Annotated in this window: 14 protein-coding genes; 10 read left to right on the plus strand and 4 right to left on the minus strand. The window is 54.8% G+C overall.

Annotation, left to right across the window (positions count from 1 at the left end; genetic code table 11):
* The first annotated feature begins 127 nt into the window (after nt 1–127).
* The 10 genes from NSQ73_RS03470 (at nt 128) to NSQ73_RS03515 (ending at nt 13,408) form a co-directional block, all read left to right on the plus strand.
* Nucleotides 128–1,723: a response regulator transcription factor gene (locus NSQ73_RS03470; RefSeq protein WP_340985399.1), complete on the plus strand. Its 1,596-nt coding sequence runs from the start codon at nt 128–130 to the stop codon at nt 1,721–1,723.
* Nucleotides 1,720–3,486 carry a sensor histidine kinase gene (locus NSQ73_RS03475; protein ID WP_340985400.1) on the plus strand — a complete coding sequence of 589 codons (1,767 nt, stop codon included), beginning with the start codon at nt 1,720–1,722 and terminating at the stop codon, nt 3,484–3,486. Before NSQ73_RS03470 ends, NSQ73_RS03475 begins: the two co-directional genes overlap by 4 nt.
* Nucleotides 3,487–3,614: 128 nt before the next feature.
* Nucleotides 3,615–5,018, plus strand: a complete 1,404-nt coding sequence (locus NSQ73_RS03480; protein ID WP_340985401.1) for an ABC transporter substrate-binding protein — start codon at nt 3,615–3,617, stop codon at nt 5,016–5,018.
* A 181-nt stretch (nt 5,019–5,199) separates the two neighbouring features.
* On the plus strand, nt 5,200–6,087 hold the full coding sequence (locus tag NSQ73_RS03485) for a carbohydrate ABC transporter permease (protein ID WP_039307163.1): 888 nt from the start codon (nt 5,200–5,202) through the stop codon (nt 6,085–6,087).
* 56 nt (nt 6,088–6,143) lie between these two features.
* Nucleotides 6,144–6,914 (plus strand): carbohydrate ABC transporter permease, encoded by a 771-nt coding sequence (locus NSQ73_RS03490; protein ID WP_445669651.1) that lies wholly within the window; start codon nt 6,144–6,146, stop codon nt 6,912–6,914.
* An 18-nt stretch (nt 6,915–6,932) separates the two neighbouring features.
* Nucleotides 6,933–8,774 (plus strand): glycoside hydrolase family 127 protein, encoded by a 1,842-nt coding sequence (locus NSQ73_RS03495; protein WP_340985403.1) that lies wholly within the window; start codon nt 6,933–6,935, stop codon nt 8,772–8,774.
* Between the two features lie 33 nt (nt 8,775–8,807).
* Nucleotides 8,808–9,698 carry a glycoside hydrolase family 43 protein gene (locus NSQ73_RS03500; protein ID WP_340985404.1) on the plus strand — a complete coding sequence of 297 codons (891 nt, stop codon included), beginning with the start codon at nt 8,808–8,810 and terminating at the stop codon, nt 9,696–9,698.
* A 110-nt stretch (nt 9,699–9,808) separates the two neighbouring features.
* Nucleotides 9,809–11,347 (plus strand): hypothetical protein, encoded by a 1,539-nt coding sequence (locus NSQ73_RS03505; protein ID WP_340985405.1) that lies wholly within the window; start codon nt 9,809–9,811, stop codon nt 11,345–11,347.
* Nucleotides 11,344–12,693: a hypothetical protein gene (locus NSQ73_RS03510; protein ID WP_340985406.1), complete on the plus strand. Its 1,350-nt coding sequence runs from the start codon at nt 11,344–11,346 to the stop codon at nt 12,691–12,693. The genes NSQ73_RS03505 and NSQ73_RS03510 overlap by 4 nt, the downstream gene beginning before the upstream one ends.
* Nucleotides 12,674–13,408 (plus strand): glycosyltransferase, encoded by a 735-nt coding sequence (locus tag NSQ73_RS03515; protein WP_340985407.1) that lies wholly within the window; start codon nt 12,674–12,676, stop codon nt 13,406–13,408. The genes NSQ73_RS03510 and NSQ73_RS03515 overlap by 20 nt, the downstream gene beginning before the upstream one ends.
* Before the next feature lie 1,247 nt (nt 13,409–14,655).
* On the opposite strand, the gene NSQ73_RS03520 is transcribed toward NSQ73_RS03515, so the two are convergent.
* From NSQ73_RS03520 to NSQ73_RS03535, 4 genes are all read right to left on the minus strand, one after another.
* Nucleotides 14,656–16,833 carry a tetratricopeptide repeat-containing glycosyltransferase family 2 protein gene (locus tag NSQ73_RS03520; RefSeq protein WP_340985408.1) on the minus strand — a complete coding sequence of 726 codons (2,178 nt, stop codon included), beginning with the start codon at nt 16,831–16,833 and terminating at the stop codon, nt 14,656–14,658.
* A gap of 16 nt (nt 16,834–16,849) precedes the next feature.
* Nucleotides 16,850–18,595, minus strand: coding sequence for a tetratricopeptide repeat-containing glycosyltransferase family 2 protein (locus NSQ73_RS03525; protein WP_340985409.1), 1,746 nt, complete (start codon nt 18,593–18,595; stop codon nt 16,850–16,852).
* The gene (locus NSQ73_RS03530; protein ID WP_340985410.1) at nt 18,592–20,664 is read right to left on the minus strand and encodes a glycosyltransferase; all 2,073 of its coding nucleotides are present in this window, start codon (nt 20,662–20,664) and stop codon (nt 18,592–18,594) included. The genes NSQ73_RS03525 and NSQ73_RS03530 overlap by 4 nt, the downstream gene beginning before the upstream one ends.
* A gap of 164 nt (nt 20,665–20,828) precedes the next feature.
* Nucleotides 20,829–23,069: a beta strand repeat-containing protein gene (locus NSQ73_RS03535; RefSeq protein WP_340985411.1), complete on the minus strand. Its 2,241-nt coding sequence runs from the start codon at nt 23,067–23,069 to the stop codon at nt 20,829–20,831.
* Nucleotides 23,070–23,100 lie beyond the last annotated feature (31 nt).

A 23,100-nucleotide genomic window follows, 5' to 3' on the forward strand; every position in this document is an offset into this window, starting at 1 on the left:
CGCACGCTCCCAATAATAGTCCACCAATCCAATATTAATGCACTATGAATAAGCCGGAACGGCTTTTATAATTAGGGCAAAGATGCGGCTGATATGTAATTCAAACCAATTCGGGGGGCTGAGCATAGTGAGAATATTGATCGTGGATGATGAGCCCAGACATCTCAGAGGGATGGTCAATCTGATTGGGCGGCTGCGGCCGGAGGACCAGGTGGTGGCGGCGAAGGATGGCTTGTCGGCCATGGAATTGGTGAAAGCCCACGGTCCGGAAGCCATATTGACGGATATCCGCATGCCTGGCATGGATGGACTTGAATTTCTGGAACGGCTTAAGGTAGAAGGCATTAAAACCAGGGTTGTAATGGTATCCGCTTACAATCTGTTCGAGTATGCGCAGAAGGCGGTTCGTCACGGCGCCTTTGATTACCTGCTGAAGCCGGTGGAGATTGAGAAAATTGCGGAGGTCTTAAGCCGGATCGACCTTCAGCTGACAGCGGAACAGCAGCAGTACCGCGAAGAGGAAGAGCTGCAGCACCGGCTGAAGCTGGCTTCTTCCGCCTACCTGAGCCGGTTGATACTGTCCTGGCTGAACGGCAGTGCGGCCCCGGAGGAGCTGGAGGAGCTGAACCGTTATGAATGGCTGCGGGAGAGCGGTGTGGCTGTGTATTCGGAGCTGCAGCACCGCCGGGACAGCGGGGAACAGCAGGACAGCGGCTCCTTCGTCCGCTCTCTGGAGCAGGCCTGGTCTGAGTGGGGGGAGGCCATAACCGTTCCCTTAAGCGGGATGATGGAGGACGGCGTTCAGGCGGCCGTGACCTTGATTGCGCTGGAAGCGCTTACCCAAGGCAAGCGGGAGGAAGCCCGCTACATCGCCCAGTCTTTGGAGGCTGAGTGGGCGCATGCGGGACAGCTTGCCCACGGGATTGGGCCGCAATGCCATTCCCTGCTTGCCGAAGCGCCGCGGTCGTATCTTGCAGCCAGGACGGCCAACAGCTACAATTTCTACGATTTCCGGCAGGGATTGCTTTTTGCGGATGAGCTTATTTCAACACCCGGGGCTGGAGCTCCTGACTGGGGCAGGCTGTATGATGCTTTGAAAATGGACGATGCCGCCCTTGTTCAGGAGGTCTGCGGTGAGATCGTCTACCAGCTCGCGGATGCCGGACAGGCCAGCCCCATGCTGCTGAAGGAGCAGGCATCGCTGATGCTGCTGCAGATCCGGAGTGACCATCAGGATATTCTGGACAAAAAGACGGGGCAGATGCTGACCGATACGGCCACGATGCTGATCCGTTCATGCAGCTCCTACCAGGAATTAATGACCAAACTTAACCATGCGCTCCGGGAAGCGCATCTAGCCCTCGCCTTATCCAGACAGGATAAGAGTGAGGTGGTCATCGCGGAATGCCTGGGCTGGATACAGGGGCATACGAAAGAGAACCTTACACTGGAACGGGCAGCCGAGCATTTCCATTTTAACCCCTCCTATTTCAGTACGCTGATCAAGAACAGGACGGGCAAAACCTTCTCCGAGCATGTGACGGCGGTCCGTATGAAGCGGGCCAAAGAGCTGCTTGCAGCGGAGCAGTTCAGAGTATACGAAATTTCCCTGGAATGCGGATTTCAGGATACGAAATATTTTTGCCGTGTATTCAAGAAATATCATGGCATGTCGCCAAAAGCTTATAAGCACGCACTTTCGCAAAGGAAACGGGAGGCATGAAGATTACCTTCCGTTACCGGTTGCTGGCAAGCTACATCCTGCTGATCGCGGTTCCCCTGCTCGTACTAGGGGCATTATTCTATCGGACCAGCCTGAAGATTATCACGGAGCAGGCGCAGAAGAATGTGTATGAGATTGTCAAAAAAAATAACGAAGTCATGGACACGAAGCTGCGGATCGTGGACCAGAACAGCATGTCCTTATTTCTCGATAAGGATCTGTTCCGCATTTTCAGCCAGCTGGACCCCGCGAACCAAGTGGAGCTTTTTGCGGCGGACCGGCAGGTGACGGCAGTGCTCGGCAAAACCTTTTCCCAGAACCAGGATATCTATGCCTACCAGCTATGGACCTCCTACTTTACCTTCGGACAAACGCTGCCGCAAGGAGACCCGGTTCAATCGGATATATACGATCTGGCCCGGCAGGCAGGGGGGAAGCTGGTATGGATTCCTACCTATGATTTCGTATCTATGTTCAACCAGCCTTATCTGCAGGACGGGAATCTGGAGTTCCGTTATTTGTTCTCGGCCACACGCGTGCTTGATTTCACCTATCTCAGCAATACGAAGCTGGAGAAAATGGATGCCGGGGTGGAACGCCCTGTACTTGCCATTAGCTTCAAATCCGAGGTGCTTAAATCCTTGTATGAGGACAGCATACCGGGAAGCTCGCGCTATATGGTGCTCGATCCGCATGATAAGGTGGTCGCCAGCAGTGAGCCGGGGGCAATTGCGCAGACCTATAAGGAGGCGTGGCTGGACGAGCTGCAGCAGGAGAAAAGCGGGGCGCGGAGAATGACGCTGGACGGCGAGGCGGTGATTGTCTGCTTTGACCGCTCGGAGGTTACCGGCTGGATGTCTGTCGTGTGGATTCCGGAAGCAGGGCTGGTGAGCAGCTTTGTGCCGGTGATCCGCGCTTCCATTACTGTCATGGCCGTGGTGATGGGGATAGTGGCGCTTATCCTCGCTTTTTTCATTGCCGGTAAAATTACCAAACCGATCAAGCGGCTGTTAAGCGCGATGAGATCGGTGGGCGAAGGAGATTTCCAGACCCGCGTGGATGTGGTAAGCAACGATGAGTTCGGCATTCTGACGCAGCGCTTTAACCGGATGAATGACCGGATCCATCTGCTCGTGACAGAGAATTACGAGACCAAGCTGAAGGAAAAGGAAGCCGAGATTCAGGCGCTGAACATGCAGATGCATCCGCATTTCCTGTACAATACCCTGAATGTGATGAACTGGACGGCGATTGAGAATGATCAGCAGGAGCTCAGCAAGATGCTTGTCTGCCTGTCCAATATGCTGCATTATACTTCGAGGAAGACATGGGGCGCCGTTCCTTTGTCCGAAGAAATGAACTGGATGAATAATTATTTCTATATTATGTCGATCCGGTTCGAGGACAAGTTCACTGTAGAGTATGATATGGACCCGCGGCTCTTCGAATATGATGTGCCACGGCTGCTGTTCCAGCCTTTTGTGGAAAATGCGATTCTGCATGGCTTCGATCAGACCGAATCGGGCGGCATCATCGGAATCCGCGGCTGGATTAACGGCAGAACCCGGTATTACGAGGTGGCCGACAACGGCCGTGGCATGAGCCAGGCAACTGTAGATGCGATTTTGCACCAGAAAGCATCTTCCGTGGGCATTAAGAATACCATTGACCGCATTCAGATGACCTATGGCGGCGAGTACGGAATCTCCATCTTCTCTTCTCCGGGAAAAGGCACCAAGGTGGCCATTACACTCCCGCTGTAAACCCAATCACAGTCCACCAATCCAAAGAGATTAGGGTTATGTAAGCGCTATCCTGTAATTTATAATAAAGGCATCATAGACTGCAGCTATGAACCCGTTGAACTTAGAAATCGAGAGGGGCTCGGAATATGTTGCTACCAAGAAAACCGGTCTTCATTACATTGGCTCTGATTCTGATGCTAGCTGCTGTGCTGTCTGCGTGCTCGAAGTCGGGTACAGCAAGCCCTGAGACTTCCGCGCCTTCCGGGAATGCCGGATCGAAGGAGAACATTACGCTGCGGATGACTGTATGGGGATCACCGGAAGAAGTGGCTCCTTACAAAAAAGCCATCCAGAACTTCGAGGCCAAGCATCCAAATGTCAAGGTTGAGCTTCAGCATATTGCCGCTGATTATGATACCAAGCTGACGACCATGGTCGCCGGAAATGATGTTCCGGATATCGCCATGATGGAATCGGGTACGATTGCCTTTCCGATGGCGGAGCAGGGCAAATTCTATAATCTCCAGGAATTTCTCGATACGGATGCCGACATCAGTCCGGATACGCTGGTTCCCAATATTACCTATTCACTGGAGCCGGGCAATGTAATTGGAATCGGACCAGGGCCGGAATCCTTCGGACTGTTCTACAATGAGGATATCTTCAAGGAAGCCGGAATAGAGCCTCCCCCGTCGAATGTGGCGGATGCCTGGACCTGGGATGAATTCGTCGAGGTCGCCAAGAAGCTGACTGTGGACACCAATGGCAAAACAGCAGCCGACCCGGACTTCGATCCCAAAAAAATTAAGCAATATGGCGCAAATCTCTCCACCTGGTGGGGTGTATACAGCAACTTTATCTATTCCAACGGCGGGGATTTCATCTCGGCGGATGGCAAGACCTTCGCGCTTAACCAGCCGGAAGCTGTTGAAGCCCTCCAGAAAATAGCCGATCTGATGAATGTGCACCACGTATCCCCTTCACCCGTGCAGTCGAAGAATATTCCGGCAACGAATGTAGCTCTCCAGACCAAGAAGGTAGCGATGACGGTGGACGGGCAATGGGCAAGCGCGGGTCTGGCCCAGTCTAAGTTCAACTTTAACGTCGGGGTCATGCCTGTAATGAAAGAGCCGGTAACCACCGTGGTCTGCGGCATGTTCTCCATCTTCAAATCCACCAAGCATCCACAGGAGACCTGGGAGCTGCTGAAGGCGCTGCTCGATCCTGAAGCTTCCATTGATATGCTTACAGCCGGAACATGGATGCCTTCTCCCAAGGACTGGTACACCGATCCGGCGCTGCTCGCCAAATGGACAGAGAATCTGGATGCCAGACCCTCCGGCTATAAAGAAGCCATCGTCGATGTAATCTTGACCAAAGGGCACCAGACGCCGACCGGCTATGTGAAGAATTTCAACAATATTATGGATCTGGTTAATCCCGCACTGGATAAGGTATGGCTCGGCCAGCAAACCGCCCAGGAAGCGATGGACTCGATTGCCGTAAAGGCCCAGGCCCAAGTTAAGGGACGCCGCGATATCAAGGAATAATTAACTGCGAAACTAGTAGTAAGGACGGCGTCCGATGCCTCGTTCGCCGTTCTTTTTGCAAATATAAGAATTTATATGCTTACGCTTTAAATTATCCTTCTATTTCACGCTGAAACGGTACCGTCCGTCTAAAGGACGGCAAAGCCGTTTCTACTTGCGAAATTCGAGACTGGAGGCCGGTATGCGAAAGGGAATGTTCTATGGGCTGCTGTTCACCGCCCCCGCCATACTTGGATTTGCCATTTTTACGCTGGGTCCCATGATCGCAAGCCTGGTGCTCAGCCTGACCAACTATAATGTGTTCAAGGATCAGACGTCTTTTGTCGGTCTGGATAATTTCGTGCGGCTGTTCTCAGGTGAGGATGAGCTGTTCTATAAATCGCTGGGAATCACCTTTTATTTCGTCGTGCTGCGTGTGCCTGCAGTTATTCTTATTTCCTTCGGCATCGCGCTTCTGCTCAATCTCAATGTAAAGGGAAGAGCCATCTTCCGTACGATTATCTATCTTCCGAGCATCGTTCCGGCGGTGGCCTCGGCCATGATCTGGATGTGGCTGCTCAATCCCGATCTGGGCCTCATCAATTCACTGCTCAGCCGGCTGCATCTGCCGACCAGCGACTGGCTGTACGGGGAGAGCAGTGTCATCCCGTCAGTGGTTCTTACCACGCTATGGGGCATCGGCAGCACGGTGATTATTTTTCTCGCCGGACTTTCCGGTATCCCCCGGCAGTATTACGAAGCGATTGAGGTGGATGGAGGCGGCTGGTTCCGCAAGCTGAGCCACGTGACGGTTCCGATGGTCACCCCTACGATCTTTTTCAATACGATCATGACGATTATCGGCTCCTTTCAGGTCTTCAACGAAGCTTATATTCTGACGCAGGGCGGACCGAACAACCGGAGTCTGTTCTATGTATTTTATTTGTGGAGAACGGGCTTCCGGGATGCCGAGATGGGATATGCGTCCGCGCTGGCCTGGATCTTGTTCATCATTATTCTGTTCTTTACCTTTATCGTCTTCAGAACCTCGAAGTCATGGGTGTATTACGAAGGGGGGGACCGTGCTTGAGGCCATCGAAGCTATCACTTACCGCAAGCTACGGAGCGCTTATCCTGATCTCTGCCATGTTCGTCATTCCGTTTGTCTGGCTGATCCGCAGCTCGCTGATGAATTTATCGCAGATTTTTACCATGCCTCCCGAATGGATACCGAAGCCGTTTCAGTGGAGCAATTTTCATAAGGCGCTTACGGTGCTGCCGTTCGATATTTTCTTCAAGAACACACTGATCATCGTGGTTACGGTACTTGTGGGAACTGTAATTACCAGCAGTATCGGGGCCTTCGGATTCTCACGGATTCAGTGGAAGGGCCGGGATACGGTGTTTGCCATCCTGATGACCAGCATGATGCTGCCGGCGGCAGTGACGATTATCCCGAGCTTTCTCGGCTGGCAGCTGATGGGTCTATACGATACGCTGTATCCGCTGATTGTACCCGCTTATTTCGGCGGCGGAATCTTCAATATCTTCCTGCTCCGGCAATTCTATCTGACGATTCCGCGCGACTTTGATGAAGCGGCCTTTGTGGACGGGGCGAATTACTGGCAAATCTATACCCGGCTCATCTTTCCCTTAAGCCGTTCCGCGATCATCGTGGTTGCCTTATTCAGCTTTCTGGCCTCCTGGAACGATTTCATGGGCCCGCTGATTTACCTGAAAAGCGACAGTCTCTTTACTCTCGCTCTGGGTCTGCAAATGTTCCAGGGTACCTACACCGCGCAGTGGGATCTGCTGATGGCGGCCTCGGCCACCGTCGTTCTGCCCTGCGTCATTGTGTTTCTGGCCGGGCAGCGTTACTTTCTGGAGGGCATTACCTTAACAGGATTAAAAGGATAAAGGAGGCGGGGAACGGAAATGGCAGAGCAACAAGCGAAGCTGCATGCCTGGCAGGGTGTGTCTTTTACGAGTATAACAATTAATGATCATTTCTGGCGGCCGCGCCTGGAGGTGCTCCGGCAGACCACTCTGCCGGACTGCTTGTCCAAATGTGAGGATACCGGGCGCATCGATAACTTCGCCAAGGCCGGGGGCCTGATGGAGGGGCATTACGAAGGCAAATATTATAATGACTCGGATGTCTACAAGGTGCTTGAAGGCATAGCCTATGCGCTGATGCCCAGGCGGGATGCGGCGCTGGAAGCTGAAGCCGACCGGATTATCGGGCTGATATCGGCAGCGCAGGAAGCGGATGGATACCTTAGTGCTTACTTCACACTGGAGCATCCGCAGGGCAAATGGACGGATATGGAGAAGCACGAGATGTATAACGGCGGCCATTTGATTGAGGCGGCGGTTGCCTATTATGAAGCGACCGGCAAGCGCGGGCTGCTGGAGGTGGCCTGCCGTCTGGCCGATCATTATGATGAGGTGTTTGGCCCCGGCAAGCGGCACTGGGTGGAAGGGCATCAGGAGATTGAGCTGGCGCTGGTGAAGCTGTACCGCGTGACCAGGGCCGAGCGCTACTGGAAGCTTGCGCTGTGGCTGCTGGAGGAGCGCGGCCATGGATATGGCGCGGGCGCGATCTGGGACAATCCGGAATGGGGGCCGGCCTATTGCCAGGATGATGTTCCCGTCAGCGAGATTAAGCGGGTGACCGGGCATGCTGTCCGTGCCATGTATATGTACACGGCAATGGCGGATATTGTCCATGCTTCAGGGGATTCCGCTTATGCAGAGGCTCTGCACCGGGTCTGGACCCACACGGTGGAGCGCAACATGTATGTAACGGGCGGCATTGGGCCGTCCAGGCATAATGAAGGCTTCACCTTCGATTATGACCTGCCCAATGAAACAGCCTATTGCGAGACCTGCGCCGCCATTGCCATGGTGTTCTGGAATCACCGGATGAACCTGACGTTCGGAGACGGCAAATACGCCGATGTGGTAGAGCGTGAACTGTACAACGGCGCCTTGTCCGGAATATCCCTGTCCGGGGATAAGTACTTCTATGTCAATCCGCTTGCTTCACAGGGCGGGCATCATCGTGTGCCCTGGTTCGAAACCTCCTGCTGTCCGACCAATCTGGCCCGCTTTCTGCCTTCCCTGGGCCAATTCGTCTATGCTACTGCAGAAGAAGGCCTGGTGGTCAATCAGTACATGAACAGCGAGGCAGAGCTTGTGCTGGGCAGCGGACTGGGCGTCAGGCTGAAGCAAAGCACGTTGTATCCCTGGGATGGCCGGATCGAGCTTGAGGTGAACCCTGCAGCAAGTGCCGGCTTCAGCATCCGGCTGCGTGTGCCGGAATGGTGCAGGGGATACCGGCTGGAGGCTGGCGGCGTCAGCATCAGCGGGGCCGGAGCCTTGACGGATCAAGGGTATCTGGTGCTTAACCGGCATTGGTCGCCGGGAGATAGGGTTGTGCTTGAGCTGGATATGCCCGTGAATCTTGTGCGGGCCAAGCCTGAAGTGGAGGCGGACAGAGGGAGGGTTGCCGTTCAGCGGGGACCCGTGGTGTACTGTCTGGAGCAGACGGATCATCCCGGATTGTCCTATGATGCCTGCTCCATTCCGCCCGGGGCGAAGTTCCGGGTGGAACACCTGCCGGAGCTGCTGGGCGGGGTGACGGTGCTGCAGAGCCGGGATGAAGAGGGCAGACCGCTCCGGTTCATTCCCTATTACGCCTGGGACAACAGAGAATCCGGCTTCATGCAGGTCTGGATCCGGGAACAGGAAGAGAACGGATTATATAGCTGTTAATTTGCAGGTTGCGGAGAAAGGAGGGAGGTTCGCTTGCGAGGAATTACGAACCCGATCGTGCCGGGCTGGTATGCAGACCCCGAAGCCAGGACCTATCACGGCAGGCATTATATTTATGCCACCAGATCATTTACGGAATATACGCGGCAGATGAATCTGGATGCCTTCAGCTCCAAGGACCTGATCCATTGGAAGGTCCATGAGGGCATAATTGAAATGGATGATTTCCCCTGGATCTGGAGAGCGGTATGGGCTCCGACCCAGATTGAGCATAACGGCCGGTATTATCTTGTCTTTGCCTCGAACGATATCCAGAAGGACGGTGAAGCAGGAGGGCTGGAGATTGCCGTTGCGGATGCTCCCGAAGGCCCCTACAGGGGGTACCTCCACCGGCCGCTGATCGGCAAGTTTATTCACGGCGCACAGCCCATTGACGCTCATCTGTTCAAGGATGATGACGGTGCAATCTATCTGTATTACGGGGGCTGGGGACATTGCAACGTGGCCCGGATGAATGAGCAAATGACGGGCTTTGTCCCTTTCCCGGACGGACAAATGATCTGCTCTATTACCCCGCCGGGTTATGTGGAAGGACCGTGCATGATCAGGAAGGACGGTCTGTATTATCTGATGTGGTCGCAGGGAGGGTGGACCAACGGGACCTACCGGGTGGCCTACGGTGTAAGCGATAATCCGCTGGGGCCATTCGATAACAAAGGGACCATACTGGAGAGGCAGGAGCCTCTAGCGGAAGGCCCCGGCCATCACGGATATTTACATCTTCCTGACCGTGATGAATGGCTTATCGTCTATCACCGGAGAATCATCGGAGACCCGGAGCCGGGCAACCGTATGTTATGTATTGACCGAATGGAATTCGATGCCGGCGGAATCAGGCCGGTAGTAATGACAGGCGGGTGGTAGCGCTAGTTAACTTACCATTTGTCCGCTGAATACGGCAGATAGGGATACCTGCCCTATCCCGCTCATACACTATAGACAGCGCAGTTATGACTAATGGAGTGTGAGTCAGGATGTCCTATGAAGCGATGGATGCAATCCATACAATTGAAACCTTGAATACTGTAAAAGCTGTCAGCACGGAACGTCTGGCCGGTAGATACAGCTATCTGGAACGGGAAGGGCTGCTTCCGCTGCCGGTGCAGGGAGGCGTTACGCTTGTGGTAGAGCTGCGGCATGCGCAGTGGTCGGCGGAATGCCTGCGGCTGCTGCTCCGGCACTCCGGTTCTTCCGTGCGGCTGATTGCCGTTCCGATGACTGCTGAATTTCCGCTGCAATGGTTGTCAGAGCAGTTCTCGGGGGAGCCGAATCTGGTGTTTCTCCCCTTTGCCGCCGGGAATTACAGGGTGAATGAGGCCTTGGCTTATGCTGAGACCTCTTTTGCCGTTCTGCTGGAGGACCGTGTGATGGTGTCTCCCGGCTGGCTTGGCAATTTGCTGTGGCCGCCTATTGATGATCCTGCGGTGGGCGTGGTGGCTCCGCGTTCCTCCAGTGAATGGGGCGAGGGGCAGGAACGGCTGCATTTTGCCGGATACTCTGAACTGTCAGCTTATGTAGCCCACACTCTGGACAAACGGCAAGGGGAGTGGAGGTATGCGGAGATACTGGGCGGTTCCTGTCTGCTTATAGCAAGAGAGCTGCTGCTGAGGGTAGGAGGCTTCGATTCATCCCTAGTGGAGCGCAGGCTGATCATTGCAGACTGGTGTCTGCGGGCCCGGATGCAGGGGGCAAGTCTTGCGCTCAGTGATCCGGTATATGTGCATGTCCTTCACCCGCTGGAGGAAGGCGCTGTGATTAACGCAGGCAATGCGTCCTCTGCAGCGGGGGCGCGGGCATACCGCCGGAAATGGAATCTGCAGGGCAGTCCTGCTGATGCGGGTCTGCTCCAGATTCCCGGTGATCTGTCTGCTTGTCTGCCGCAGCCGGCAATTCCGCTGGGCCGGCATACGGCGGAGACTCCGCTTGTGACCACTGTTGTCTATTTCGAAGAAAACTGGACGGCAGCGGATTCGCGTGAGCGGCAGCAGACGCTGCAGGAAGGCCAGAGCTACAGCAATATCCGCTGGGTGTGGGTCCGGGACAGCTGGAGCCAGTCTTTTCCCGAATTTCCGGTGCATGAGCGTGACGCTGTGATTACTGTTCATGGCGAGAAGCCCTGGCTGCACGCGCTGGAGAATATCTCGGCTCTCTATGGCAGCGAAGTCATTGTCTACTTATCTGCCTCTGCGGCATATGACAGCCGTTACATCGAGAAGCTGGTGGAAGTCCTGCAGCATAGCCGGGCGGATATTGTTGTCAGTGCGGATTATGCAGCGGAAGAACCCGGGCAGCGGCCTGGGGCAGGCGGGACAACGCAGCATCTTCCACTTGAACGCATCGCACACAGAAGCGGAGTCACGCCCGGAAGGATTATGAAGCGGGAGGGCTTCTTCCGCAGTCTGGCGCTTATTCCTGACCCGGATCTGTCGGTGGGTTATGCTGGTGAGCCGGCAGGCAGCCAGAATAAGCTTCATCCGTCAGCCCCCGGCGGGGAGGGGGAGGGACACTTATGAACTATATCGTGCTTAGCCGTGTTTCCTGGGAGAATTATGAGTATAAAAGAATGCTGGAGCTGCTCCCGGACCGTGGTGAGGTCTGTTTTGCCGGGCGGATGACGCCTGCCCAGCAGCGGGGCAGCGGAATCAGGTCCGTGACGCTGGGCGAATTGTACAGTCTGAATGCCAAAGAATATACGCTGCTTGTCTCTTCGCCTTATTGGCTCCCGGATGTGCTGGCGCTGCAGCCTGCGTATACTATAGCCCTGCTGGAACTTTGTCCGGAAGGGGAGGATAGTGTTCTCTGGGACAAATACAGTGCGCTGCTCGCGGCGAAGGCCGATCTGGCGGGAACCACATCAGAACGGATATATCTGGAGCAGAATCTGCGCCGGAAGGGAATTGTGTATCTCAGCGGAGACCAGCCCTTATCCTACGGACTGCTCCGCCGGGAGGAGCAATTGTTCTTTCTGTCCGATTACGAAGCGATCTGGAACAAGGCGCTTACGGAATTATGGCAGCCTCCCGTGGTTTCGGATGAGGAGGCCGGCTGGCTGGACATACAGCGCCGGCACCGCACCGCATTCTATATATCCATGTGCGCCAAGATGCCCCTTCAGCCTTCAGTACATTATTTAGCCGCTTCTTATTTATATTTGCGGGGAGATGAAGCCGCTTCGCTGTATCTGGCCCAATCCTTTGAGCTGATGCTGCTGCATGATTATACGGATTGTCTGCATTCGCATTACCGTTTCTTCTCGGCGATCGAAGCGAAGAAAGGCAATCTGGAGCTTGCCGTCCGGCAATACGAAATCACGGCGTTTACGGCCGGGGAAAGGGCGAAGGCGGCGCAGATGAAGCAGTGGCTGAGTGGCGGCGAGGCGGAGCATGAGCTGCTCCGGGCAGAGATTTTCACGGTAAATGAGGATGGTGCCGCGGCAAATGGGATTCTGAGCCGGTTATCCGGGCCGGAAGCCCGGCAGCGGCTGCTGCTGAATTACATCGGAACCTTTCAGTGGGAGAAGGCGCTGCAGCTCTATGAGGAAATGGAGGCGGACGGGACGGCCGCTGCGGAGAATACTGGGCTGGGCGGATTTGCAGGAATAGCAGGAATAGCAGGGGCTCCTGAGATTCCGGGGCTTGCAGGGGGCACCTCTCCGGTGTTGGAGGGTGCAGTGCAGCTTCCGGTGATTGAAGGGACACTGCATTTGCTGTATGGCCGGCGGCATGACGCTATTCGCAGCTTTCTGCGTTCGGCGGGAGCGGACCAGGGAGCCAGACAGCTGTTTGCAGAAATGGCCGATATGGAAGAAGCCGTACAAGGCTTGAGAGGGAGGGTAATGGATGGCGAAGAGCATGCATGAACCGCTGCGCAAGACATCCGGCAACCGCCTGACGGCGATGATGCAGGTGCGTAATGAAACCGGCCGTTATCTGGAGCAGGTGCTGGAAGAGCTGAGCGAATTTGTCGACGATATCGTAATAGTGGACGACGGCAGCACGGATGGTACGGTACGGCTGTGCAACTCTTTTGCCAAGGTTAGCAAGCTGGTGACACTGGAGCACTCTATCTTCGGCCGTGAATGGGAGCTGCGCAAAACACTCTGGGATCTGGCGGTATCTACCGGCCCGGATTGGCTGCTGTCCGTAGATGCGGATGAATTCTATGAAGACCGGGCCAAGCAGGAAATGCGGCGTTTGATCGATCAGGACGCTTACGACTGGGTAGCGTTCAGGCTGTTTGATTTCTGGGGCGGCACGACCCATTACCGGGAAGATGAGCACTGGAATATCCACATGAAGCACACGCGCACACTGGTCCGCTATCTGCCCGGCTTCTATTATTACACCCCGCGGATGGATCACCATGTCCCCCGGCTGGCGTTGTCCTATGCGGTTCTGCCGGGCTTCCTGGCCGAGCTGCGGGTGAAGCACTACGGCTGGGCACTGGAACCCGAAGAGCTGCGCCGCAAATACGACCGCTACATGGAGCTTGACCCCGAAGGAAAATGGGGAAGCCTCGAACAGTACCGCTCCATTCTGGATGAGCATCCCCGGCTGGTGGAGTGGAGGGAATAGGGGGCAGGAGCCTGGGAGTAACTGGGTGCCTGACTGAACGACTGACTGAACGACTAACTGAACAAACTGACTGACTGAACAACTGACTGAACAACAAACTGGACATCTAACTGAATACTTAACTGTACATCTATATTGGCTGGACTTAAGGTTGCAGCTTATAAAACTAATTCTACACCCTGCGATTATCTGGACCTCAGGGTGGTTGCGGTTGACGCAGGAATTCCCCGGTTCATCCGCCCGCTTTCTGCGGCGGAAAGCGTAATTTTTATAAAATCCTGCACATAATACAACATTTTCCTCAGGATATCAGCTCAAATCCGGAAATGTTGTATAAAATGCAGGATTTTTCCTTTTTAGAGCGGTTCAGCAGGAGAATTGTTGTATTTCTTACAACAATTCTCCTAAACACCCAGTTATCTATAGGTCGAAGTTGCATAACGTACAACATTTAGGTCTGCGGTGCATACTGAGAAGTCTCCATGTTGCCGGAAACGAATAAAAGTGATAAATATTTACGTATTCCGCTATCCCGCAGTCTTTGAACGGTAACTTGCGGGGTTGTTGTCTAAATTCAGATTATCTAACTGTTATATCTAATCGTATATCTAACTGCTAACCTAACTCTACGCCTAAACAAACCGGGGAGCTTGTTCTATGCTTTTACACAAACTTCTTGATGTTACCCTGGGAGTTTCGGGTGGAGGGTGGGAGATAGAAATATCTATGGTTGTGCTGGAGATGGACGATGTGGGGAATAAGGGGATACGAATACCTTTGATTGCGCTAGGAGTGGGCGAGATGGGGAAATGAGTAATATTACCGGGCTTGTCCTCAAAGGATGAAATGACTCCATTCTGCTGTATGTGCAAGCAGAATGGATTGAAGCGGCTGGCTACCTGCATTTCTATCTATCGTGCGTCATGCAATCAGCTGATGACAGCCAGTATAGAGTGTTGCAGAGTGTTGCAGAGTGTCGCTGAGTGATGCTGAGTGATGCTGAGTGATGCTGAGTGATGCTGAGTGATGCTGAGAGTTGCTGAGTATTACTGAGTGATGCTGAGTATTACTGAGTGATGCTGAGTGTTGTTGAGTGTGCTGAGGTGTTACTGAGTGTGCTGAGTGTTGCTGACTGTCGCTGAGGCCCATAGAGTGTTACGAGACCTTTTAGCAGTTTCTATAAATTTTAAGTTCTATTAATGTTGTGAGAGATACTGAGAAGCGGTTCCTGGCAGGTAAGGTCCGTGTCACGGTGCTGCCTGGAGGGCGGACTTTACAAGCATCAGCCAGGGGATGCTGCCGGAAACGACAGGCATCCCTTGTGGATGAACCTCCGCTGCTAGCAGCAGCTTATGGTAGCTGAGGCCAATGGCTGCCGCAGGTCCGCCGGATTGTCGCAGCGCCTGTTCGTCAGCGGGGTCAAGCCGGGGAAGCAGCCCGCAAGAATTAGCCATCGCTGCGTACAGCAGCCATTCGGCAGCATCGCCGGGTGAGCTGTAAAGATGTGCTTGCCCGGTATACATAGCGCACCACTGCTCCTTGACCGGAGCAGGCGCGTGCAGCAGCCCGTGCAGCAGAGGCTGGGGCAAGCGGCTCCAATGGAAACGTGAAGCTTCCATTGGCTTGAATAACAGGAGCAGTGTAACCCAAGCACCTGCCTGGACCAGCAGCTGCGCAGCGTAAGAAATATCCGGAAAGCTTAACGGTGTATCTGTGCTGAGCCCAAGCTGTGGTGAGCTGCCGGAAGGCGGAGCAGAATTGTCTGCGTAATCTTCAGCGGTGCGCTGCGGGATGGCGGAATTGCCGGATTCAGCATGCCGGGGACCTCTTTCCCGCCATCTGTCAGTTCCCGCAGCATCAGCAGGCTCATCGGCCTCACATTCCATATGCGGCTCCGGCTCCCGCTCTGCCGGATGAGCTGATGCACCGGCGGTCTGCTGCGCGAGCCAGCGGTGCACAGCAGCAATGCCTGGCCTGTTCCGGGCCAGGCGCTCCAGCCACTGTCCTGCTGCAGCGCTCCCGCCGCTGCGGCAGGACAAGGCCCACAGATAGCCGGATATCCAAGGCTGATCCGGCTCATCCAGCAGCATCCGTTCCAGCCGGACGGATGCGGTACAGGGCTGTTCCGGGTCCCGGAACAGCGTATCCAGCAGCACCTGCACAACCTGCCGGATGGCTTCCGGCAGATGCGGTGCTGCGCTGAGCGCCGCCAGCCACCCGGCGGCGCGGGCATTGAGTGCGGCAGGCACCAGCCTGCTCAGCACTCTCTGGGGCAAGGCAGGGAGCAGCTGACGGGTGATGGCTGTCAGCTGCTCCTCTTGTCCGGACAGCAGGCACAGCGGTGCCAGCTGTGCCCAGGCGGCGGAATCGTCAGGGGTGTAGACCAGAGCCTGCCTGTAATGGTCCAGCGCCTCCTGATATAGAAACAGCTGCTCGCAGACCTGCCCGGTGAATAAGCGGGTGCGGCTTGTGCCGCTGCCGGAGGAGGAGGGGTATTTATGCGCGGTATTACCGCTGTCCAGCGCCCGCTGAAGCAGATCGTAAGCCCGCCATAACGCACCTTGTTCCATCAGTAGCCCGGCATAGCTCTCCAGCAGATCCGTGAAATCTGCATACAGAATGCTCCCGGCCTCGTAGACAGCCTGAGCCTCTTCCGGACGTTCTCCGGCCTCCAAAGCGTAGGCTATTTTGAGGTAAAGGTCAGCGGTATATCCGGAGTCAGCCGGAACTTCTTCCAGCAGCGGGAGGAGAACCTCCACCGCAGCATTGTAGTTTCCCTGCTGGTAATACTCAGTACCCAGTGCGTACCGCAGATGGATGCTGCGGGGTTCAAGGTGCAGAGCGGAGTGGATCAGCTCCAGATTGCGGCTGGTTTTATGCTTGCGCTGCAGCTCACCATCCAGATATCCATAGTGATGCACCGGCAAAGCTGCGTATGCGATATGTCCTCCCGGCAGGCTCCAGATACTGGAGGCCACCTCCTCATGAATGCTGCCACGAAACAGGATGCGTTCATCATTGCGGAACAGCCGGCACACATTGTCCGTAACATAATCTTTTTCCGGGCACTCACCCACATAGTGGATAAAAGGCAGGAAATAACCGTCAGCACCCTGCGTCTCCAGCAGCCGCTCCACCTCTTCCAGCTTCCAGCCTGCGATTGCTTCATCCGCATCCAGCACCAGAATCCAGGCATAGGAGGCCAGCCGCAGTGCCCGGTTCCTGGCCTTGGAGAAATCATGCTCCCATGGCATCTCAATGACCCGGGCACCGGACCTGCGGGCGATCTCCATGCTGCCATCCGTCGATCCGGTATCTGCAATGATGATCTCGGAGACCAATCCCTGCACGGATCTCAGACATTTCTCCAGATGCTGGGCCTCATTCTTAATAATCATGCAGAGCGATAGCCCTGGATTATGCATAGTCAGAAGCTCCTTCCTAATCAGCTGGTCTGGGAAGCGGAAGTGCGAGACGAGCTCTTGCGGCCGCCGGGGAAAAGACGGATGTAGCCTCCAGCGTAGCCAGTACCTTGTCAGCGAGGGATATCCAGGGCTGTACCGCTGAAGCCGCTGATTCGGAGGCGGACATTGTCCCGCCCGTTGTTCGGGCAATCGCAGGGTGCTGATGCAGCTCCGCTATATCGCCGCGCGACAGCTTGGCTGCGGAAGTGGCATCGGTCCGCTGAAGCAGCCGAATCAGAGAATCGGCAGATGCGGCCTCTGGTTCTCCAGCGTAATCTTGCCCTTCCTCAGCATGAGCCCCCGACCTCCGCTTATTTGCACCAAACTCCCGAACGACCTGTTCCTCCGCAGCAAGCTCTCCCTCAACACGCTCCCGCGCAACTGTTTCCCCCGCAGCAAACTCTCCCTCACCAAACTCCCGCACGACCTGTTCCCTCGCAGCAAGTTCTCCCGCAGCATCCTCATTCACCCCGCCGCCCAACACATCAGCCGCCGCCGCATAACAACCGTCCGTTACCAGCAGCCGCACAAGCTCCGGGCGCTGCTCCGCCAGGATGACGGGCAAATGCTCGGCCAGCCAGCCCCTGATTTCAAGCTCACGCCCGGCACATTTGAACAGCCGCACCAGCCGGGTGACCAGCGGCAAGGGCTCCGGATGGAGCTGAGCCGCCCTTGTGAAGCAGGCTATTGCTTCGTTATCCTCGCCGATCTGCTGGCATGCCTGCCCCAGAAGAGTCCGGGTAAGGTAAGTACCGAGACCGGATTCCGTATGGTAGGCGGGAGGCGAAGCTCCGATGTCCAGCGCCCGGCCCAGCGCAGCTTTGGCCTCGGCAAAAGCCGACACCTGCAGCAGCAAAGCCCCTTTTATATGATGAAGATCGGGATAGTCCGGGAAGAGGGCAAGGCCCCGTTCACAAGCCTCCAGCGCACCCGGGAGATCACCTGTTACAGCCAGGCAGCGGATTTCGTATTTATACAGCAGATGAATATAGCTCGTATCCGGCTCCACATGGTCTAGCGAGGTCAGGATATGCTCCAGGGCATGCCCGTAATCGCCCAGCCGCATATATTCAACCGCCATATTGAAATGATGAAAAGCATCCCCCGGATTCATCCTCAGCTGTTCCTTAAGCAGCCCGATATTACGGCTGATTTTATCTTTCTTCTCCACAACCCCGTCGGCATAGCCGTAATGATGAACCACAACGGTGCTCATATGCATCGCGGCCGCCGGGGTTTCCTGCACAATCACAGCGGCAATCTGCTCATGAATAATTCCGCTGAAACGATAGCTCGCACGGCGCTTAAACATGCGGAGGATCGGATTGACCGTAATGGTCTGCGAAGCGCGGTCCGTCCCCTTGTGGTTATGAATCCGCACAAAAAACGCCTCATACTCCGTATGCTCCGCGCACACCAGCAATTCTTTTTTACTCCCGGGCTCCAGTTCTTCATCCGCATCCAGCACCAGAATCCAGCTTCCACGCGCCCCGGCCAGACCGGCATTGCGTGCGGACGCGAAATCCCCGGTCCAGGGGAACGGGATGATCCGGGCACCGAAGCTGCGGGCGATGGAAACCGTGGAGTCGGTGGAGCCTGTATCCACAATTATAATTTCATCGGCAACACCGCGGACACTCTGCAGACAGCGTGCCAAAGTGTCGGCTTCATTTTTGACGATCATGCATAAGGAGATCAGCGGTTTGCGCGGTGCTTTTTTCATAAGCTCAGGTCTGCTCCTCTCTGCCGCTGTTTGTAATTCCAAGCCGTGTGCCAGGGCGTGCGGTTCAGCACCTCGATGGAATGGGCAATCGCTGCCCGATCCTCCTGAAGAGGCCCGTGGGCCTTCTCCCCCTTGAAGCTGTTTGCAACTTCTCCAAGCCCCAGCTCCGCCAAATGCAGATAACAGAGCGCCAATCCGGCACTGGCTGCCTCATCCCCGGGAGATCCTTCGAGCGAAAGCCGGTACCAGTCCGCTGCTTCGGCATAATGCCCTTTATCCGCCAGCATCTCTCCGAGATACCGCAGTGTCGAGCCCCGCGCTTCTTTGCTGCTGACCAGACGGATGAACAGCTCCCCCGCCTCCGCCCGCCAGCCTTCTTCATAGAGCGCCTCCGCCAGATCGCCTGTATAAGCAGGAAAACGCTCCACAAGCAGCTTACCCAGTGTCACAAGCTCCAGCTTCACAGCGAGCCGGATTACCTCGGTAATGAGCGTAGAGTTGCTGGAATCGGCAACGGCTGCTTGCGGGAGGACTGCTTCTGACGACAACTGTGTATCGATAAAAAGCAATCCGGAGCGCAGCTCCGCAGGCGATTGCAACCATTTCTCCTGCTGGAGCTTCTCGCCAAGCTCCCACGTACAGACCGCTTCAAGGAGCCATAGCTGCCGCATAGTCTCTGTATCCAATCCCCCGGGACCGGGAGACAGCTGCAAGGGTTGTGCCCGCAGCTTGGCTGCAGTCCTGTTGAACGCATGATATTTCCCGGTGCTGACCCAGGAAGAGAGAATAAGCAGCACAGTAGCTGTCTCCAGCGGAAAAAGCTCAGGCGGCAGCTCAGCAATTACCTTATAAGCGCCAAGCTCATATAAAGTGCGGATAATTGCGCCTCTTGCTGCGCTCTGCCCGGTACCGGACAGCTGCATTAGCAGCCCGGCGATGTCTTCATCCGGCACCTCAAGCTGCTGAAAGGCAGAGGCGATACCCTGCATCGCCGGGAGATACAGCGAATGATGCTGCAGTGAACGGTAGAACAGACGGGCGGCCTCCTCCTGCTTGCCAAGCTGCTGTGAGATGACCCCCATGCGGTGCAGCGGGCGGAAGCTGTCCATGCCTTGTTCACTGACATAAGCTCTGTGCGGAGCAGCGGCGGAGGAAGTGTCCACTGCATGCTGGTAAGACTGATAAGCACGATCAGGAAGCCCCTGGCTCTCCCAGGACTGTCCCTGAATATAGTGTAAGTCGGGATAATCGCCATAACGCGTAAGCTCGCGTGTCAGGAGGCTGTCGAGCGCTTTTACTTTACCGGTGGCCAGATAGATTTTGCATAGATCACGAATCATGGACGGACGGTAGGAGACCTGAAGCGGAGCATGGCCAAGCGTATGGCGCAGCAGTTCTTCGGCTTCCTTCAGCCGCCCGTCCTGACAGCAGGTGACCGCCAGATTGTAGCTGTAAAAGGCCTCGTCAGGCTCTTCTTCCAGCGCAAGGCGCAGCAGCTGTTCGTTGCGGCTGATTTTATTTTTGGCGCTCATAATGGAGGGCAGGTAGCCGAGGTGAATGATCTCTATGCTGCTGGTTCCGATTGCGGCGGCTCCATGTATTTTTAGAATAGAGGGATCTACACTTTCATGAATTCTTCCGCTGAAAAGATAGCCCTGTCCATTGCGGAATAACCGCACATTGCTGTGATACAGACGGTCCTCCGGATTACTCCCCAGCCAGTTCTCTATGCGTACTGTATAAGCTTCGGCTGTGCTGCCTTGCAGGATATCCTTGATTGACTCTATGGAAGTCTGCAATATTTCATCCGCATCCAGCACCAGTATCCAGTCGGTATTCGCGCAGGATAATCCGGAATTGCGTGCTGCCGAGAAATCATTACTCCACTCGACCGCATATACGTCAGCCCCATAAGCCCGGGCAATGTCCATCGTTTGATCTGAAGATCCGGTATCGGTAACGATGATTTCATCAGCACCGCTTAGACTGGCAAGACAGCGGGGCAGGAGCTCGGCTTCATTTTTGACAATCAGCTGCACTCCGAGCGTGGGTTTGGCAGGTTTATTCACGATTGTTCCTCCTTGGCGGGCCATATCATTCGGGTACTGCTTATTGTTAGTTGAGGCACTGGGTCGCGTTTTGCCGTCTTATGTAGAAGCAGAATGCTGCACAGGAAAGAGTACATGGATATCCATGCACTCTTTGCTTCTGCATCATATGACGGGCATTTCTTTTACGTTCCTTGTGCATCAAAAATGACATTAAGCGTAGAAGCCGCACCCGGTGTAGAGGATTGATAGGAGAGGCGGGTGTATTTCAGGAACCGTGCAGGCACGATGACATCAACCGAACCGGCCGGCAGCGGATTGTCGCCTGTAGTATCCACGAAATAGTTAGTTCCGTCCGCGCTGATCTCAACACGGGTATTCACCGGATTGGCTCCGGTATTCACAATGAAGTAAGAATAGGTGCCCAGTACGCTGGTAGTATTGGCCGGCAAAGGCGTGTAGGTATCTGAAGTTGCAATTCCGGTTGTAGCCAGCTCAATAAAGCTGCGTTGTGAAATCGAGGTTACGCTGCTCAGCGTACCGGCAGTGATTGTAGCGCCAAGCACGCTAGTAATCGTACCATCGAGCAGGTTAGTAACCGTACCGGCTGAAGACAATGTACCAGCAGTGATTGTAGCGCCGAGCACGCTAGTAATCGTACCGGCAAGGATGTTAGTAACCGTACCAGCCGAAGACAATGTACCGGCAGTGATGGTAGCACCAAGCACACTGGTGATTGTACCGGCGAGGATGTTAGTAACCGTACCAGCCGAAGACAATGTACCGGCAGTGATGGTAGCACCAAGCACACTGGTGATTGTACCGGCGAGGATGTTAGTAACCGTACCAGCTGACGACAATGTACCAGCAGTAATCGTAGCGCCAAGCACGCTAGTGATCGTACCATCTAGCAAGTTGGTGACTGTACCAGCCGAAGACAATGTACCAGCAGTAATCGTAGCGCCGAGCACGCTAGTAATCGTACCATCGAGCAGGTTAGTAACCGTACCAGCGGATGATAATGTACCAGCAGTAATGGTAGCGCCGAGCACGCTAGTGATGGTACCGGCTAGGATGTTGGTAATTGTACCAGCGGATGATAATGTACCAGCAGTAATCGTAGCGCCGAGCACGCTGGTGATGGTACCATCGAGCAGGTTAGTTAACGTACCAGCAGTGATTGTAGCGCCGAGCACGCTGGTAATGGTACCATCGAGCAGGTTAGTAACTGTACCGGCTGAAGACAATGTACCAGCAGTGATTGTAGCCCCGAGCACGCTAGTAATCGTACCGGCGAGGATATTGGTGACTGTACCGGCTGAAGACAATGTACCAGCAGTGATCGTAGCGCCGAGCACGCTAGTAATCGTACCGGCGAGGATATTGGTGACTGTACCAGCCGAAGACAATGTACCAGCAGTAATCGTAGCCCCGAGCACGCTAGTAATCGTACCGTCCAGCAGGTTGGTTAACGTACCAGCAGTAATCGTAGCGCCAAGCACACTAGTAATCGTACCATCCAACAGGTTAGTAACCGTACCAGCGGATGATAATGTACCAGCAGTAATGGTAGCGCCGAGCACGCTAGTGATGGTACCATCGAGCAGGTTAGTTAATGTACCAGCAGTAATCGTAGCGCCAAGCACGCTAGTAATCGTACCATCGAGCAGGTTAGTAACCGTACCAGCCGATGATAATGTACCAGCAGTAATCGTAGCCCCAAGTACGCTAGTAATCGTACCGTCCAGCAGGTTGGTTAACGTACCGGCAGTAATCGTAGCGCCGAGCACGCTAGTAATCGTACCGTCGAGCAGGTTAGTAACCGTACCAGCCGAAGATAATGTACCAGCAGTAATGGTAGCGCCGAGTACGCTGGTAATCGTACCATCCAGCAGGTTAGTAACCGTACCAGCCGAAGACAATGTACCGGCAGTAATGGTAGCCCCAAGTACGCTAGTGATGGTACCGTCGAGCAGGTTAGTAACCGTACCAGCCGAAGACAATGTACCGGCAGTGATGGTAGCACCAAGCACGCTGGTAATCGTACCGGCAAGGATGTTAGTAACCGTACCAGCTGACGATAATGTACCAGCAGTAATGGTAGCGCCAAGCACGCTAGTAATCGTACCGGCAAGGATGTTGGTAACTGTACCGGCAGATGTTAATGTACCAGCGGTGATCGTAGCGCCAAGCACGCTAGTAATCGTACCGGCAAGGATGTTGGTAACTGTACCGGCAGATGTTAATGTACCAGCAGTAATCGTAGCGCCGAGCACACTGGAGATGGTTCCGTTTAAGATAACGGTGGTCAGATTTCCGCTGGCATCCGTTGTCAGTGGGCGGTCAATCAGGGTCGAAGGGTCCCGGCCAAAAATAAGCGTACGCAGATTGTCCGGATTGGCTTGAAATGAACTGAAATTCGGCAAAGTTATTCATCCTTTCTTCATAGAATGGATA

The organism is Paenibacillus sp. FSL R10-2736, assembly GCF_038000245.1.
GTDB lineage: Bacteria > Bacillota > Bacilli > Paenibacillales > Paenibacillaceae > Paenibacillus_AQ > Paenibacillus_AQ phytohabitans.

Bases quoted from the DNA above. Each gene is read 5' to 3' on its own strand.
- NSQ73_RS03490 (WP_445669651.1), top strand. From the start codon at position 6,144: ATGTTCGTCATTCCGTTTGTCTGGCTGATCCGCAGCTCGCTGATGAAT.
- NSQ73_RS03515 (WP_340985407.1), top strand. From the start codon at position 12,674: ATGGCGAAGAGCATGCATGAACCGCTGCGCAAGACATCCGGCAACCGC.
- NSQ73_RS03485 (WP_039307163.1), top strand. From the start codon at position 5,200: ATGCGAAAGGGAATGTTCTATGGGCTGCTGTTCACCGCCCCCGCCATA.
- NSQ73_RS03495 (WP_340985403.1), top strand. From the start codon at position 6,933: ATGGCAGAGCAACAAGCGAAGCTGCATGCCTGGCAGGGTGTGTCTTTT.
- NSQ73_RS03520 (WP_340985408.1), bottom strand. From the start codon at position 16,833: ATGCATAATCCAGGGCTATCGCTCTGCATGATTATTAAGAATGAGGCC.
- NSQ73_RS03525 (WP_340985409.1), bottom strand. From the start codon at position 18,595: ATGAAAAAAGCACCGCGCAAACCGCTGATCTCCTTATGCATGATCGTC.
- NSQ73_RS03480 (WP_340985401.1), top strand. From the start codon at position 3,615: ATGTTGCTACCAAGAAAACCGGTCTTCATTACATTGGCTCTGATTCTG.
- NSQ73_RS03505 (WP_340985405.1), top strand. From the start codon at position 9,809: ATGTCCTATGAAGCGATGGATGCAATCCATACAATTGAAACCTTGAAT.
- NSQ73_RS03510 (WP_340985406.1), top strand. From the start codon at position 11,344: ATGAACTATATCGTGCTTAGCCGTGTTTCCTGGGAGAATTATGAGTAT.
- NSQ73_RS03475 (WP_340985400.1), top strand. From the start codon at position 1,720: ATGAAGATTACCTTCCGTTACCGGTTGCTGGCAAGCTACATCCTGCTG.